Below are 14,786 nucleotides of genomic sequence, written 5' to 3'. Positions count from 1 at the left end.
GCTAACCCGGGCTCCGGGTGCACCTGCGCCGGGCGCGCGGCCCGGGCAACCTGGGAGAAGCCCGCGGCCGGCGCCCGGCCGTACGGTCGACGCCGTGATCACCAACGTCTCGCTCGTCACCGTGTACTGCCTGGACCAGACCAGGGCCCGGGACTTCTACGTCGACGTCCTCGGCTTCGAACCGCGCACCGACATCACCATGGGCGAGGGCTTCCGCTGGGTGACCGTCGGCCACCCCAGCCAGCCCGAGCTGGAGGTCACCCTGATGACCCCCGGTCCGCCGCTGGACGACGACGCCGCGGCGTTCGTCCGCGGCCAGCTGGAGAAGGGCTCCATGGGCGGCCTCGGGTTGGCCGTCGACGACTGCCGGAAGACCTTCGAGGAGCTCTCAGCCAAGGGCGTCACCTTCCTGCAGGAGCCGGCCGAGCGGCCCTACGGCGTCGAGGCCGTCATGCGGGACGACTCGGGCAACTGGCTGGTGCTCGTCGAGCGGCGCGAGTTCACCCCCGCCGACTTCTGAGCGGACCCCCTCCGCGGTCACCGACCTGGGGCTGACCTGCGAAAGTCCGTGACAGTGGGCGCGGCCCGGTGGTTCGATGCCCCCGTCCGAGACGCTGGACGGGGGACCGAGGCGCACGGAGGTCCGGGTGGACGCCTCACCCACGCACGTCGCACCACCCGCCGCGCAGGTCCGTCGGCTGCTTCCCGGGATGCGGGTGCTGCTGGGCGCGTTCGCCGTCCTCACGGCGCTGGGCGTGGGATCGCTCTACGTGCTGGCCGACCGGACCGGGACGACGTTCGCCTGGACCATCCAGCCGCCCCTGACCGCCGCCTTCCTCGGCGCGGGCTACGCCGCCGGGTGCGTGCTGGTCCTGCTCTCGCTGCGCGACGGCGTGTGGGCCCGCACCCGGGTGCCGCTGCTGACGATCCTCGTGTTCGTCGTGGTCACCCTGGCCGCCACGCTGCTGCACCTGGACCGGTTCCACCTCGCCGCGGAGTTCGCCGGCCTCCCGCTGCTGGCGCGGGCCGCCGCCTGGTTCTGGCTGGCCGTCTACGTCGTCGTCCCGCTGGCGATGCTCGCGTTGCTGGTCCTGCAGGAGCAGGCCCCGGGCACCGACCCGCCGCCACGGCACCCCGTGCCGCGGGTGCTGCGCGCACTGCTGGCGGCGGAGTCGGCGGTGTTGACGGTCGTGGGCGCGCTGCTGTTCGTGGCGCCGGCGACGGCGGGCGCCCTGTGGCCGTGGCCGCTGGCCCCGCTCTCGGCACGGGTGGTGGCCGCCTGGCTGGTCGCCTTCGGCATCGCGACGGCGCTGGCCGCGGTCGCCGGGGACCTGGAGCGGCTGCGGACGGCGGCGGTCGCCTACACCGTCTTCGGCCTGCTCGTGGCGCTCGCGGTGGTGCGGTTCCCCGGCACCGTCCGCTGGGGCGAGCCCGCGGCCTGGGTCTTCGCCCTCGCGGTCGTCGCGGTGGTCGCGACCGGCGCCGTGGGCTGGCGGCTGGCGCCCCGACGGGGAGAGGGACCGGCGTGATCGAGGAGTACCAGGGGGCGCTGGTCGTCGTCTGCCGGGACGCGAAGCCGCGGCTGGCGACGGTCCGCGAGCTGAAGCGGCGCTACGGCGGCGACTACGTGGTCATCGCCTGTGGCGCGGCGGAGGAGGTGCCGGTCGCCCTGGCCGCGTGGGGCAACCCGCCGGTGGTCGCGCTCCTCGGTGGCCTGGGCCGGGAGGACCCCGACGGGCTCGCGGTGCTGCGGACGCTGCACGCCCGGCACCCCGGCGCGCTGGCCGTGGCGCTCATCCGCTGGGGAGCATGGGAGACCGCGCGCCCGATCTTCGAGGCGCTGACCCTCGGCCAGCTCGACCGCTGGGTCTACGCACCCGAGGAGCAGGTCGACGAGGAGTTCCACTGCTCCATCACCGAGGTGCTCGACGAGTGGGCCAACCGGCACAGCGGCGGCCGCGAGGCGGTGCGGATGATCGGCGACCGCTGGGCCCCGCGCGCCCAGCACCTGCGCGATCAGCTCAACCGCAACCGCATCCCGCTCGGCTTCTACGAGGCCGACAGCCCCGAGGGCAGGGACCTCCTCACCGGCCTGGGCCTCGACCACCCGCGGCTGCCCGTGGTCGTGCTGCGGTTCCACCCCGAGCGCACGGTGCTGCAGGACCCGACCGACCTGCAGCTGGCGGAGGCGTTCGGCCTGTTCCAGCCGCTCGACCCCGACAAGGTCTGGGACCTCGTCGTCGTCGGCGCGGGCCCCGCAGGGCTGGGGGCCAGCGTCTACGCGGCGTCGGAGGGGCTGTCCACGCTGGTGCTCGAGGCAGAGGCCGTGGGCGGACAGGCGGGGACCAGCTCGCTGATCCGCAACTACCCCGGCTTCCCGACCGGGATCAGCGGCAACCGGCTGGCGTTCAGCTCCGTCCAGCAGGCGTGGGCGTTCGGCAGCACCTTCCACTTCATGCGCTACGCGCAGGCGCTGCGCAGCGAGGGCCACCTGCACGTGCTCGACCTCAGCGACGGGACGTCGGTGCGCGCCAAGACCGTCGTCCTGGCCCTGGGGGCGAGCTGGCGGCGGATCGGCGTCCCGGACCTGGAGGCGCTGGTGGGCCGGGGCGTGTTCTACGGCACGGCGGTGAGCGAGGCGCCGGTGATGCGCGGGCGGCACGTCTTCGTCGTGGGCGGGGGCAACTCCGCCGGGCAGGCGGCGGTGTACCTCTCCCGCTTCGCCGACCGGGTGTCGGTGCTGGTCCGGCGGCCCGGGCTGGCCGAGACGATGTCGGACTACCTCATCCGCGAGCTCGAGGCGCTGCCGAACGTCGACGTCCGGCCGGGCGTGCAGGTCGTCGGCGGCACGGGCACCGACTTCCTGGAGTCCTTCGTCGTCCGGGACGTCGGGACCGGCCGGGAGACGGTCGAGACCGGCGTGCTGTTCCTGCTCATCGGCAGCGAGCCGCGCACCGACTGGCTGGCCGACACGCTCGCGCGGGACCGCTGGGGCTTCCTGCTCACCGGCCCCGCGCTGGACGAGGGTGACCTGACCCTCTACGAGTCGCTCGAGCGCCCTCCTGCGCTGCTCGAGACCAGCACGCCGGGGGTGTTCGCCGCCGGGGACGTGCGCTCGGGATCGGTGAAGCGGGTGGCCTCGGCGGTGGGGGAGGGCGCCCTGGCGATCACGCACGTGCACGCGCACCTGGCCGCGCTCCGGGTGCCCGCAGACGTGCCACGTTCCTGACCCGTTCGGGTGTAGGCGTGCACCGAGGGTGATGTCACAGGTTGGCCACGCGGATGATGGGTAACCGCGATCGAACCGTCATGAGCACCCGCCTGCCGTCGCAGCGCGCGGCCGCAGGAGGAGAAGCACGTCGTGAGCGCCGAGCAGACCACGGGGATCCGGGTGGTGACCGTTCCCCACACCGACCCCTACGTCGATGCCGTCCTCCCGTCCGGGATCGTCCGGACGGGGCCGGCCCACGACCCGAGCCCGTGGCTGGACCCGGCCTACCTCGCGGCCCACGCCGGCGAGGTGGACGTCGTCCACGTGCACGGCGGCTTCGGCCACCTGCCCGAGGACGAGATGGTGAGCTGGACCGAGACGGTGCGCCGCACCGGGGTGCCACTGGTCGCCACGGTGCACCAGTTGCGCGACCCGGCGCAGGCCTCCCCACGGCGGCACGACGCCCACCTGGCCGCGCTGCTCGCGACGGCGGAGGTGGTGTTCACGCTGACCCCCGGTGCGGCGGACGACGTCGCCGAGCGGTACGGCCGGACGGCGATCGTCGTGGCGCACCCCTCCGTGGCGGCGCCGGTGCCCGACCTGGGCGCCGAGCGCGGCCTGGTCGGGCTGCCCCTGCGCGGCTACGGGCCGGCGCTCCCCGACCCCGCCGGGATGGTGCGCGCGGCGCTGTCGGGAGCGGTGAACGGTGGCGGACGGCTGCGGGTGTTCCTCGACGACGGCGTCGAGCCCCCGCCGGTCCCCGCCGCCGGGGACTCGCTCGAGTACCTGCCGCGCAAGGAGGAGGCGTGGGTGGCGCAGCTGCAGGAGCTGCACGCCGTCGTCCTGCCCGAGTGCTGCGGCACGCACTCCACGGACCTCGAGATCTGCCGGGACGTCGGCACCCGGGTGGTCGCGCCCAGCTGCGGCTGGTTCGCCGAGCAGTGGTCCGACGTCGTCACCTACGGCAACGACGAGGAGACCGGCTTCGACCCGGTGTCGCTGGACGCCGCCGTGGCCGCGGCGCTCACCCGGCCCGCTCCGCGGCCGGCCGACCGGGCCTGGCGGGCCGAGCAGCGGGCCGCCGTCCAGGAGGTGCACGCGCAGGTCTACGCGCAGGTGGTCGCCGACCGCGGTCGCTAGGCGTGAGCTGTGGTCCCCACCCGACGATGGGGATGGGGGAGAGTTGGCGCGGCACTCTGCCCGGCCCGTCGGGCGGGGCGGTGCAGAGGAAGTGGTGTGGGCAGGGGCGGGGTCGAACCGCCGACCTCTCGCTTTTCAGGCGAGCGCTCGTACCGACTGAGCTACCTGCCCCTCCCGGTGTCTCCACCGGAGAGCGACCCTGACGGGACTCGAACCCGCGACCTCCGCCGTGACAGGGCGGCGCGCTAACCAACTGCGCTACAGGGCCTTGCTGGTACTGCTGGTCTTGCCGTGCCCCCAACGGGGTTCGAACCCGTGCTACCGCCTTGAAAGGGCGGCGTCCTGGACCGCTAGACGATGGGGGCTCGTGTTCGCCGGGGGCAGGCAGAACGATACATGCTCCTGGTGGTGGCTCTGACAGGGGGTACCCCGGCGGGTCACCGGACTGCCCGGCGGAGCCGCGCGTCCGGAGCCGTCCGGCGAACGTCGGTGCTGGTCAGCCGTGTAGACGTGCGTGCGCTGCAGGTCCGTCGCGCCGGCGGGTTCCGGTCGCGACCTCCCACGTGTGTGCCCAGCCTCACGGAGGCCGACACCCCGCCGGACGTTGGGACGTGCGTCGGTCCGAGGCCGCGGCGGCTGAGCCGAGAGGCCTCGATCCGATCCGCATCCGTGCAGCTCAGCACCCGGGAAGTGTCGTACCCCCGGCCTGGGTTGAGGCCGTGTTCGGTGGCAGCGGGTTCGGGGTGGGACTGACGGTGCCCCACTCGAGCTGCCGGCCGGCATCCCGGTGGACCCGGTGCCGGTGCAGCTGTCCGACGCGTTGCCGGTGCACGCCCGCAGCCCGGAGGAGAAGGCGGCCGAGCTGCAGCGGCTGCAGCAGCTGGAGGCGATGCTGGCCGCCTACGAGCTGGACCTGGTCGCCGGGCTGGCCACCGACCGGCCCGACACGCACGACCGGCGGCCCGGCCGGCCCGGTGCCGCTGCCGACGCCCAGCGCGGGCCGGGGCCAGCGCGCTGATCGACCAGGCCACGGCGCTGAGCGGAACGCTGCCGGGCACGCGGGCGGCGCCGGCCGAGGGGCGGCTGGACTGGCCGCGGGCCCGGGCGATCGCCGCCGAGCTGGGCTGGAAGGCGCGGGACACCGACCCGGCGATCCTGGCGGCCGTGGAGGCCGCGGTGCTGCCCCGGGCCGGGGAGCTGTCGATCCGCCGGCTCAAGGCGGTGGTGGCCGCGGAGCTGACCACGCGGGACGCCGCGGCGGCCGACCGGCGCCGGAAGGATGCCGAGCGGGGGGCGAACGTGGTGGTGCGCCCGGTCGGGGACGGCATGTCCGAGCTGGTGGCCACGATGCCGCACGAGCTGACCGCCGCCTGCCGGGCCGCGGTCGACGGCCTGGCGCGGGCGGCCAAGGCCGCCGGCGAGGACCGGCCACCGGGCATGCTGCGGACCGGTGCGCTGGCCGACCTGGTGCTGCGCCCCTGGGACGATCGGGAGCCGATCACCGCGCAGCTGACCGTCACCGCCCCCCTCGACGCGCTCACCCCCGCCCGCTTCCTCGCGCACGGCGGCCCGGCGCCGGCGGTGTGGGCGCGGCCGCAGACCGACGACGGCAACGCCGGTGCGCCGGCGTGGTCGCGCCCGGGCGCGGTGGCGGCGCCGACCGGCGAGGTCGACGGGCAGCCGATCACCGCCGCCCACCTGCGGGAGCTGCTGGCCCAGTTGGACGCGGTGTGTCCCGGCGGGCTGCAGGCCCCGGCCGGCGGCACGCTCGCCGTGGCGCTCACCGACGCCGCCGGCGGGCTGCTGGCCACCACCACCCGCGCCGAGCTGCAGCGCCTGGCCCGCCGCGGCTGCCCCACCCACCCCACCGACGGCCCCGAAGTCGGCGACTGCGGGTGCCCGCTGCTGGGCCGGCCCGCCGCGACCGACGGCTACGCGCCCACCGCGGCCCAGCGCCGCTGGCTGCAGGCCCGCGACCGCACCTGCCGCCACCCCGGCTGCGCCACCACGGCCGGCCGGGCCGACCTGGACCACGTCACCCCACACTCCTGCGGCGGGCAGACGTCGTGCGAGAACCTGTGCTGCCTGTGCCGGCGCCACCACCGGCTCGAGACCTTCGCCCGCGGCTGGACCTACGCCCTGACCCCCGACGGCGTGCTGGCCGTCACCACCCCCAGCGCCGTCACCCGCACCAGCCGACCACCGGGCACCGACCGGCCGGCACTGCCCCTCACCGGACCCCGCGTCCTGGCCCAACCCCCACCACAGCTGGCACCGGCGCCCGACCCCGCCGACGACCCCCCACCCTTCTGAGTCCTGTCCTGCGGTTGACGTGCGCAACCGACTGCTGCCGGTGTCCCTAGGCGGTCCACCGTGAGACACCCAGCCGCCGCCGGGGAGACGGCGACCGCGGCTGGAACACCGCGGACGGTCAGACGGCGATGACCGCGCTGGGGATGATCAGGCCACGCGGCTCGAACTCCTCCATCACCGGCTGGCCCGACGGCGCGTGGCCGGCCGAAACGGCGTCGATCGCCGGCAGCACGACCTGAGAGAAGAAGCGGTCGAGTTTCTCCTTGGACTCCCAGACCTCGAACACCTGGAAGCCACCAGTCGTGGCCCGGCCGACGTGCAGCAGCAGGCCGTCGGCTTCGCCGGCGCTGCGCCGCCCCACCTCGGCGTGCAAGGCGTCGTAGAACTCGATGGGTCCCGGGAAATCCACGACGAGCCCATGGGTCATGGTGAACTCCACTCTCGTCAGCGGCCCGCACGGCGGTCCCGCCGAACGGGCGACCCAAGCTAGTCCGATGCCGCGCCGCCTGGTCCACCCGCACTGCGGGGAGGGACGGCCCCGGCGTGTCCGCTTCCCTGCGTCGACGGCCCATCCGCGGAGACCCCGCTCGGGATGCACGACGGCCAGACTCCGGGTGCCCTTGACGCCGCTCCCAGGGGCGGGGCAGGGCGCACGAGATCCGCAGGACAGGCCCTGGTCCGGTGGGTGTGTGCGACACGGCCGGTGGCCTGTCGCGATCCGACCCGCGCGGCTGACACGCTCGGAGTGTGACTCGCCGTGCCGCCGCCGCCCTCTGCCCGCCGCTGTTGCTCGCGGTGACCCTGCTCGCCGGGTGTGGGGAGAGCGAGGGGAGCGGGACGGCGTCCAGCTCCCCGGCAGCCACCTCGTCGCCGGTCGCCGCGTCCACGGGTACGACGACCGCCGCCGAGGACGAGGGCGACACCGGCGCAGCGGAGACGACCGACGAGGACACCACCTCGGACGCGCCCCCGTTCCCGGCCACCACCGATCCGGACACCGAGGACCCGTCGGCCGACTCCCGGGGCACGGTGAGCGAGATCCGGACCGGCCGTCAGGACGGCTACGACCGCGTGGTCTTCGAGGTCGGCGGGACCGGCACCCCGGGCTGGGACGTGCGTTACGTCGACGAGGCCAGCTCCCAGGGCAGCGGCGCCCCCGTCGAGGTCGAGGGGGAGGCGATCCTGCAGGTCACCCTGACCGGCATGGGCTACCCCTACGACACCGGCGTCGAGGAGTGGGCCGGCCCCGACCCGCTGGCGGGCAGCGGCACCGCGAACGTCACGGAGGTCGCCTGGGACGCCACCTTCGAGGGCACCTCGGTGGCCTTCATCGGGACGTCGGGACAGGTGCCCTTCCGCGTCTACGCGCTGCAGGACCCCACCCGCGTGGTCGTCGACCTCCGCGACGCGAGCTGAGGCGTCCGGCCTCGAGGACGCGGGGCGGGACCGCTCAGCCGAGCGAGGCGGTGAGCTCCACCGAGTCGGACTCGACGGTGGTGCACTCCAGCGTCAGCGGCCCGGCGGTCACGGTCTCGCCCTGGGCGCAGGAGACGTCGCTCTCGCCCACGCTCAGCGTGGCCCGGCCGTCCTGGACGCCGCCGAAGGCCAGGTTGGTGCCGAGGATGTCCACCTCGGCGCCGCTCCCGGACAGCGTGACCGAGCACGAGGTGCCGCTGCACGAGAGGTTCTGCGAGGTGAACGAGCAGCCGCCGAGGGTCAGCAGGGCCAGCCCGCCGGCCAGGGCACCGGAGGCCAGTCGGGCGGTGCGGGTCGGGGTCGTCGCGGACATGGAGGAAGGGTAGGGCGGCGACGTCAGTCGGTCGGGGAGGCGGGTGTCGTCGGGTCGCCGTCCGGCGCCTCGGTCCCGTCCTCGGGCGCCGGCGGCACCACCACCCGCTCGATGGTCACCTCGGTCTCCCCGAGCCCGCCCAGCGTGATGTCGTCGTAGGCGGTGAGGGCGCCGGTCGCCGGGTCGAGGTAGAGGACGGTGCAGGTCAGCGGCTCGGGGAACTCGCCCTGCAGCGCGCGCAACCCCGCCCCGCCGGTGGAGCCCTGGACCATCAGCAGGGTCCCGCCGTCGAGTTCGGTGACCTCGCGCTCGTGCGTGTGCCCGGCCAGGACCAGGGGGACGACGCCGTCGAGCGGCGGAGCCTGCTCCGGGTCGTGGACCATCGCGATCGCCGGGGGCCGAGGGAGGGCCCCGGCGAACTCGGCGAGGTCCTGCCCGGTCTGTTCGAGGGACTCCGGCTCCCCCGTGGCGTCCTGGTCGGGAGTGAAGCGCGGGTCCGGCGTGCCGACGACCTCGATGCCGGCCACGACCACCGCGGCCTGGTTGAGCACGGTCGTGTTCGGCTCCGCCTCGATCAGGCTCGCCGTGACGGCGGAGTCGTGGTTGCCCCGGATGAACACGTAGGGCACGCCCAGCGTGCCGACGGCCGTGATCAGGCTGTTCTCCGGCTCGCTGCCCCAGTCGGTGACGTCCCCGGTGTCCAGGACGCCGTCCACGTCGAACTGCGCCACCACCTGCCGCACCAGGTCGAACCCGGCCGGGTTGAGGTGCAGGTCCGAGACGTGCAGCAGGGCCACCGTGTCGTCGCCGTCGCCGGGCGGGGGCAGCGCGGACAGCGTCGAGTAGAGGGTGCTGACGTTGGAGACGAGGTCCTCGAGGGACGCGCGGTAGGCGTCGAACCGGGCCACGATCTCCTCCGCGCTGCCGATGAGGCTGTTCGCGTTGACCAGCAGGCCGGTGTACGTGGGCTGCGACAGGGCGTCGGGCCGCCAGGTCGCCGCGGCCAGCCCGCCGGTGCCGGCCACCAGTGCGGTGGACAGCCCCAGGGCCAGGAGCACCTCGCGGCGCCGGCGCGACAGCAGCAGGGACGCCGCGGTTGCCCCGGCCACGGCGGCGAGCGCGGTCAGGGCGGCCACCCGCTCGACGGCGTCCCGCAGGTCGGCGCTGACCTGGTCCACGACGCCGTCCAGCCGGGCGGGGTCGGTGGCCAGCGCCGACGCGCGGATCTCGTCGACCCGGCTGAGCTGGATCTCCAGCCGGAGAGGGCCGTCGTAGGCGTCGACCTGGAGCGCGCCCAGGGGAGGGATGTCGAGGTCGGCGCCGCCCCCGAACGGGCGGAAGGCGAGCGTGGCGTCGAAGGGGCCGATCGGGGCGTCGACCCGGCCCAGCAGCAGGACGCCCAGCCACGCGCCGACGAGGACGACGACCGCCCGCCGGGCCCACCGGCCCGCGCCGCGCAGCAGCCGGGAGCGGGCGGAGGGGCCCGGAGGGCTCGGCTCGCTCACCCCCACCAGGCTAGTGAGCGGCCCGTTCGGCGCGTCGGGGTCAGACGGTCTCGGTGGTGGGTGCGCGGAAGATCCAGCGCAGCGCCATGAACCGCATGAGGCCGATCAGCGCGGTGACCGTGGCGACCAGGGCGACCTGGGTGAGCACGCTGACCTCACCGGCGGTGGAGTCGAGGACCCCGAGCGCCGCGCTGGTGGCCAGCAGGCCCAGGACGGTCACGCCGCCGGCCTCCCACTGCGCGGTGAACCAGTGCACCCGCTCGTCCGCGCGGAAGGTCGCCCGCCGGTGCAGCTCGTTGGCCAGGCCCGTGGACGCCGCCGTCGCCACCAGGTGCGCCGGCAGGTAACCGAGCCACTCGAGCGCGACGAAGAGTGCGGCGTAGACCAGCGTCGTCGCGCCGCCGACGAGCACGAACCGCGCGAACTGACCGAAGGTGTCCTCCCCGCGGAGGCGCGCGACGACGCCGTCCACCGCCTCACCCAGGGCCGGGCGGCGGAAGAGCAGGGACGGGCAGGTCACGACGGTCCTCTCGACGGGCACAGAGTCCTTTGTGCAGGTTCCACCTGGGGATCGGCTGGACACCACCCGTTATTCCCCCGAGGTGAGACGTTTCCGTTGTGCGACGCGTCACGGCGCGATCTCGAAACGGACACGCGGGTGCCTCGCTGGCGCGGCGGTCACGCTCCGTCCGCCGACGGTGACGGCGGCGCGGGGACCGGCCGCTGTGCTCGGCATCGTCCCCGGTCGGCGGGGGTAAGGGCGGCCCATGAGCCTCATGGGGATCCTCGACCGGGTCGCAGACGTGTCGACCTTCGACAAGGCCATCGAGCCCGCTCGCCGCGCCGTGCAGTCCGCGCTGCGACCGCAGGCGCTCAAGGACTTCCTGCACGGCACCTGGCTGGGCCACCCGCTGCACCCGGTGCTGGTGCAGGTCCCCGTGGGCAGCTGGACGTCGGCGGGCCTGCTCGACGCGATCCCCCCGCTGCGGCCGGCGGCGACGGTCCTCATCGGGACGGGCGTGGCCGCCGCCGTCCCCGCGGCGCTGTCCGGCGCGGCGGACTGGTCGGAGCAGGGTTCCGGCGTCCGCCGGCTCGGCGTGCTGCACGCGGCGGGCAACACGATCGCGCTGAGCCTCTACGTCGGCTCGCTCGTCGCCCGGGCGCGGGGCCGCGGCGGCCTCGGCCGGGCGCTGGCCTACGCCGGGCTCGGCATCGCGACCGGATCGGCGGCGGTGGGCGGGCACATGTCCTATGCGCAGTCCTCCGGCGCCTCGCACGCCGCGACCGCGGCCCGGGCGCTGTCGACCGACTGGATCGACCTCGGCCCGCTCGACGACCTGCCCGAGGGGCGCCCGGCACTGCGCACCGGCAAGGGCGCGAGCACGGACGTCCCGCTGGTGGCCGTCCGGCGCGGGGCGCGGGTGGACGCGTTCGTGGGCGCCTGCTCGCACCTGTCCGGACCGCTCGACGAGGGGTCGGTCGAGCAGGTGCACGGCAAGGAGTGCCTGGTCTGCCCGTGGCACGGCTCGGCGTTCGACCTGGACGACGGCCAGCCGCGACGCGGCCCCGCGGCCAACCCGCAGGAGAAGCTGGAGATCCGGATGGAGGCCGGCCACGTGATGGCCCGCCTGCCCGGCCACCAGCGGTAGCCACGCGGTCCTACGCTGCGGCGCCATGAGACGGGCGGCCGTGGCGGGGCTCGCGGTCCTCTGCACGGCCTGCACCGCGAGCCCGGCGTCCTCGCCCGTCCCCGCCGGGACGACGTCGGCGGCGCCGACCGTCCCGGCCGTGCCCGGCATCGCCGCCGAGGTGGTGCGGCTGCGCACCGACGTCGCCGTCGGCGGTCGGGTGCAGGTGCGGGTGACCGACACCGGTCCGGAGCCGTTCACGGTGACCGCCGTCGCGCTGGACTCGCCCGGGTTCGCGCCGCTGCCGCCGACCGCGCTCACCGCCGAGTTCGCGCCCGGCCGGGTGATCGACCTGCCCACGCCCTACGGCACCCCCGACTGCTCGGCCGCGCCCGCTCCGGCCGCGGCGCGGCTCACCGTCGCCCGGGCCGGTGGGGCGGCGGAGGAGGTGCGGGTGCCGCTGGCCGGTGACGACCTGGACGTCGTGCACCGCGAGGAGTGCGCCGTCGCCGCGGTGCGGGCGGTCGTCGACGTCGCCCTGACCGGGGTCGCCGGCGAGGCGGGGGAGGCCACGGGCCGCGTCGTCCTGACCCGGCACGGGGACGACGACCGGGCGGTGACGGTCACCGACGTCCGGGGCAGCGTGCTGTTCGACGTCAGGCTGGACGGGCTGCCGCTGGAGCTCGCGGCCGGCCGGCACGAGGCGTCGGCGGCGGTGACCTTCACGCCGGCCACGTGCGAGCCCCACGTGCTGGCCGAGACCAAGCAGCCGTTCCTGTTCCCGCTGCAGGTCGCGGTGGGCGAGGGCGCCGCGGTGCCGGTGCCGCTGCCGGTGGACGAGGCGCAGCAGGCCCTGCTCTGGGAGCTGGTGCGGCGGGTCTGCGGCTGACTGGAGTCCGGCCCGGCCGCCCCGGGGGGAACGGGACGACCGGGCCGGGGCCTGGGTGCCGGGGAGCTCGCGGTCTCGGCGGCTCCCGCTCGGCGGAGGTGACGCTACGTAGTGAGGACGGGCCGCACCCATCCCCTGAGCGGGTGAAACGCCGTGAGGAACCTCACCTACCGTGATGTTCCGGAACTGCGGGGGGTTGAGGGGCGGTCGCGAGGACGCACCTCTCGGGGAGGGGCTCGGCGCGGACCGGCCGGGCGTCAGCCGCCCTGGCGAAGGGGCTGCGACGGCGACTGGCCGTACACCCGGCGGTACTAGCGCGCGCAGTCTGCTCAGCCGCGCGCTGCCGGCCACCGTGCTGTCCATCGTCGCGGGCGCCGACCTGCCCACGTCGTTCCTGGAACTGGAGATCACCGAGACGGTGATCATGGCGAACCCGGAGCTGGCCGGGCAGGTGCTCGCCCAGCTGCGGCTCGAGGGGTCGGGGTGAGCATCGACGACTTCGGCGCCGGCTACACCAGCCTCGCCTTCCTGCGGGTGCTGCCGGTCACCGCGCTGAAGATCGACCGCAGCCTGGTCGGCCGCATGCTGGAGCACACCTGCGACCGGGTCGTCACCGAGGCCGTCATCGACCTCGGCCACCGGTTGGCCTGCGCGTCGTCGCCGAGGGCGTGGAGACCGACTCCCTGCGGGCCGAGCTGACCACGCTGGGGTGCGACAGTGCGCAGGGCTTCGGCATCAGCCCTGCCCTGTCCGCCGATGCCCTCGAGCGCCTGGTCACGTCCGCGGAGCTCGCCGGGACCGGTGCGCCGGGAGGACGTCGTCCCGGCGTGCTGCCCGCACCTTCGGGCTGACCGGAGCCCCCGGACGCCGATACCCCCGTTCGCGAACGGACACCCCCACCGTGCGCAGCCGCGCATCACTCGTGGTGGACGCCGGCGCAGCCGGCTCGTTTCCCTGGTCGGTGCGCCGAGCGCAGTCGGTGCTCCAACCAGTGGGTGCCCCAGCTCGGCTTCGGGAGAAGGTGCCGCGCTCGGCGCACACCGGAGGTGCGCCGGGCGGCAGGGGCGGTGCGATGGTCGACGGCAGGGCGGTCGCGGCACGGCCGGCGGCGGCGTACCGGAACAGGACGGAGACGGCTCGCGCCGCGGCCGAACGGGCACGTAGCCGCGCGGTCGAGCGGGCGGTCGAGGCCCGTGACTCCCGCGAGCGCGCCGAGGAGCTGCGCCGGCAGCTGGAAGCCCGCCGCTTGCCACCCCGCATCCGGTCCGCAGCGAAGGCCCCGCCGAGCGGAACCTGAGCGGTCCACGGGCCCGGCGGTAGCCTCGCACCGGGCGGCAGACGGCCTCTGATGGGTTCGCTGCACCCGCCGGGCCTCTAGCTCAACTGGCAGAGCAGCGGACTTTTAATCCGCGGGTTGTGGGTTCGATCCCCACGGGGCCCACCCTTGTGTGCTGTCCCCACGCGAGCGGCGGGTCCCTCGATCCGGTGAGCGAGTGGTGTCCCGGGCGCTCGGGACCGGAGGATGCCCCGGTGCTGCTCGCGAAGAAGGTCGTGTCGTCGCTCGGAGTGGTCGCGGCGACCGCCGGTCTGTGGGCCTTCGCGACCCTCGGTGCGTTCGGCGACGGCAACGACCCGTTCCCGCACTCGGTGAGCGGCGAGGTCGCCGTCGTCGTCCCGGGGGGATGACGACCGAGCGGGCGAGGACGACGAAACGGGCGAGGACGACGGAACGGGCGAGGACCGGCGACGTGCGTGTCCTCGCCTGACGCGTCGTCCCGCCCCTCTGCCCGCGGACTCCGCGGGGGTGTGGTCGCGTCCCGTCGCAGAGCTGCCGCCGTCCTCGCGGGAGTCGTCGTCGTCCTCGGGCTGGCTCTGCCGGGCTTCTGGCCCTCGTCCGTCGACGGGGGGCACCCGACCGACGACGGGGACGGCGCCGTCGCGTGCGGATCCGCCTTCACGGGGCTGCGCGGCGACGCCGGCACCGCCGAGTTCCGCGGCACGTTCCTCGATCTCCGCGCCGGCGGGGACGGCAACGACAACGGCGACCACATCCCCCGGTGCGAGGCCCGGCTCTCCGGACAGCGGCCGCCGGCCATCGCCGCGACCGCGACCGGCGGCCTCTCCCTCGGCTGGCTGTTCCTGACCGAGCAGCAGGCCTCGGCGAGAGGGCGGGAGGACGCGGACGACGACGGCTCGCCCGTCGACGTCACCGGAGCGTGAGCCCGCGTCAGCGCGGCGGCTGGTGTCCACCCGATGAGGGATGTGTATCGCGCTTCGGCGTGTATCGATTGACTTTCGATAGCTCCCGCCC

At 75.2% G+C, this 14,786-nt stretch carries 18 protein-coding genes and 4 tRNA genes; 15 read left to right on the top strand and 7 right to left on the bottom strand.

What is annotated here, in order from left to right; all coding sequences use genetic code 11:
- The first annotated feature begins 94 nt into the window (after positions 1 to 94).
- The 4 genes from ACI79D_RS00815 (at position 95) to ACI79D_RS00800 (ending at position 4,351) form a co-directional block, all read left to right on the top strand.
- Positions 95 to 520, top strand: a complete 426-nt coding sequence (locus ACI79D_RS00815) for a VOC family protein (protein ID WP_456916385.1) — start codon at positions 95 to 97, stop codon at positions 518 to 520.
- Positions 521 to 647: 127 nt separating this feature from the next.
- Positions 648 to 1,529, top strand: coding sequence for a hypothetical protein (locus ACI79D_RS00810; protein ID WP_456916384.1), 882 nt, complete (start codon positions 648 to 650; stop codon positions 1,527 to 1,529).
- Positions 1,526 to 3,229 carry an FAD-dependent oxidoreductase gene (locus ACI79D_RS00805; RefSeq protein WP_456916383.1) on the top strand — a complete coding sequence of 568 codons (1,704 nt, stop codon included), beginning with the start codon at positions 1,526 to 1,528 and terminating at the stop codon, positions 3,227 to 3,229. The genes ACI79D_RS00810 and ACI79D_RS00805 overlap by 4 nt, the downstream gene beginning before the upstream one ends.
- 132 nt (positions 3,230 to 3,361) lie before the next feature.
- Positions 3,362 to 4,351 (top strand): hypothetical protein, encoded by a 990-nt coding sequence (locus ACI79D_RS00800; RefSeq protein WP_456916382.1) that lies wholly within the window; start codon positions 3,362 to 3,364, stop codon positions 4,349 to 4,351.
- Positions 4,352 to 4,448: 97 nt separating this feature from the next.
- Here ACI79D_RS00800 and ACI79D_RS00795 read toward each other — a convergent pair.
- The 3 genes from ACI79D_RS00795 to ACI79D_RS00785 all read right to left on the bottom strand — a co-directional run bounded on the left by ACI79D_RS00795 (position 4,449) and on the right by ACI79D_RS00785 (position 4,716).
- A tRNA-Phe gene (locus ACI79D_RS00795) sits at positions 4,449 to 4,522 on the bottom strand.
- A gap of 23 nt (positions 4,523 to 4,545) precedes the next feature.
- A tRNA-Asp gene (locus tag ACI79D_RS00790) sits at positions 4,546 to 4,619 on the bottom strand.
- A 24-nt stretch (positions 4,620 to 4,643) separates the two neighbouring features.
- Positions 4,644 to 4,716: transfer RNA gene (locus ACI79D_RS00785), tRNA-Glu, on the bottom strand.
- A gap of 431 nt (positions 4,717 to 5,147) precedes the next feature.
- Here ACI79D_RS00785 and ACI79D_RS00780 point away from each other — a divergent pair.
- Together ACI79D_RS00780 and ACI79D_RS00775 are read left to right on the top strand one after the other, a co-directional pair.
- Entirely contained in the window at positions 5,148 to 5,369 is a 222-nt protein-coding gene (locus tag ACI79D_RS00780; protein WP_456916381.1) for a hypothetical protein, read from the top strand.
- Positions 5,366 to 6,664, top strand: a complete 1,299-nt coding sequence (locus ACI79D_RS00775; RefSeq protein WP_456916598.1) for a DUF222 domain-containing protein — start codon at positions 5,366 to 5,368, stop codon at positions 6,662 to 6,664. Before ACI79D_RS00780 ends, ACI79D_RS00775 begins: the two co-directional genes overlap by 4 nt.
- A 118-nt stretch (positions 6,665 to 6,782) precedes the next feature.
- On the opposite strand, the gene ACI79D_RS00770 is transcribed toward ACI79D_RS00775, so the two are convergent.
- A complete protein-coding gene (locus ACI79D_RS00770) occupies positions 6,783 to 7,103 on the bottom strand; it encodes a hypothetical protein (protein WP_456916380.1) in 321 nt (106 codons plus the stop codon).
- Between the two features lie 308 nt (positions 7,104 to 7,411).
- On the opposite strand from ACI79D_RS00770, the gene ACI79D_RS00765 reads away from it, so the two are divergent.
- Positions 7,412 to 8,080 carry an AMIN-like domain-containing (lipo)protein gene (locus tag ACI79D_RS00765; RefSeq protein ID WP_456916379.1) on the top strand — a complete coding sequence of 223 codons (669 nt, stop codon included), beginning with the start codon at positions 7,412 to 7,414 and terminating at the stop codon, positions 8,078 to 8,080.
- A gap of 34 nt (positions 8,081 to 8,114) precedes the next feature.
- On the opposite strand, the gene ACI79D_RS00760 is transcribed toward ACI79D_RS00765, so the two are convergent.
- The 3 genes from ACI79D_RS00760 to ACI79D_RS00750 are packed head-to-tail and all read right to left on the bottom strand — an operon-like array spanning position 8,115 to position 10,499.
- Positions 8,115 to 8,453, bottom strand: coding sequence for a hypothetical protein (locus ACI79D_RS00760; RefSeq protein ID WP_456916378.1), 339 nt, complete (start codon positions 8,451 to 8,453; stop codon positions 8,115 to 8,117).
- Between the two features lie 23 nt (positions 8,454 to 8,476).
- Positions 8,477 to 9,958: a metallophosphoesterase gene (locus ACI79D_RS00755; RefSeq protein WP_456916377.1), complete on the bottom strand. Its 1,482-nt coding sequence runs from the start codon at positions 9,956 to 9,958 to the stop codon at positions 8,477 to 8,479.
- Between the two features lie 40 nt (positions 9,959 to 9,998).
- A complete protein-coding gene (locus ACI79D_RS00750) occupies positions 9,999 to 10,499 on the bottom strand; it encodes a GtrA family protein (RefSeq protein ID WP_456916376.1) in 501 nt (166 codons plus the stop codon).
- Positions 10,500 to 10,725: 226 nt separating this feature from the next.
- Between ACI79D_RS00750 and ACI79D_RS00745 the strand changes: the two genes are divergently transcribed.
- The 8 genes from ACI79D_RS00745 (at position 10,726) to ACI79D_RS00710 (ending at position 14,695) form a co-directional block, all read left to right on the top strand.
- The gene (locus ACI79D_RS00745; RefSeq protein ID WP_456916375.1) at positions 10,726 to 11,607 is read left to right on the top strand and encodes a Rieske 2Fe-2S domain-containing protein; all 882 of its coding nucleotides are present in this window, start codon (positions 10,726 to 10,728) and stop codon (positions 11,605 to 11,607) included.
- Between the two features lie 25 nt (positions 11,608 to 11,632).
- Entirely contained in the window at positions 11,633 to 12,475 is an 843-nt protein-coding gene (locus ACI79D_RS00740) for a hypothetical protein (RefSeq protein WP_456916374.1), read from the top strand.
- A 352-nt stretch (positions 12,476 to 12,827) separates the two neighbouring features.
- Positions 12,828 to 12,962, top strand: a complete 135-nt coding sequence (locus ACI79D_RS00735) for a hypothetical protein (protein WP_456916373.1) — start codon at positions 12,828 to 12,830, stop codon at positions 12,960 to 12,962.
- Positions 12,959 to 13,174, top strand: a complete 216-nt coding sequence (locus ACI79D_RS00730; RefSeq protein WP_456916372.1) for an EAL domain-containing protein — start codon at positions 12,959 to 12,961, stop codon at positions 13,172 to 13,174. Before ACI79D_RS00735 ends, ACI79D_RS00730 begins: the two co-directional genes overlap by 4 nt.
- Positions 13,144 to 13,326, top strand: coding sequence for a hypothetical protein (locus ACI79D_RS00725; protein WP_456916602.1), 183 nt, complete (start codon positions 13,144 to 13,146; stop codon positions 13,324 to 13,326). The genes ACI79D_RS00730 and ACI79D_RS00725 overlap by 31 nt, the downstream gene beginning before the upstream one ends.
- 517 nt (positions 13,327 to 13,843) lie before the next feature.
- Positions 13,844 to 13,916 (top strand) — tRNA-Lys (locus tag ACI79D_RS00720).
- Between the two features lie 89 nt (positions 13,917 to 14,005).
- Complete coding sequence (locus ACI79D_RS00715) at positions 14,006 to 14,161, top strand: hypothetical protein (RefSeq protein WP_456916371.1); 156 nt, start codon at positions 14,006 to 14,008, stop codon at positions 14,159 to 14,161.
- Positions 14,162 to 14,281: 120 nt separating this feature from the next.
- Positions 14,282 to 14,695: a hypothetical protein gene (locus ACI79D_RS00710; protein WP_456916370.1), complete on the top strand. Its 414-nt coding sequence runs from the start codon at positions 14,282 to 14,284 to the stop codon at positions 14,693 to 14,695.
- The last annotated feature ends 91 nt before the right edge of the window (positions 14,696 to 14,786 follow it).

The organism is Geodermatophilus sp. SYSU D00708 (assembly GCF_054050115.1).
The sequence above is the reverse complement of the archived record's forward strand: the minus strand, read 5'-3'. Positions and strand labels throughout refer to the sequence as shown.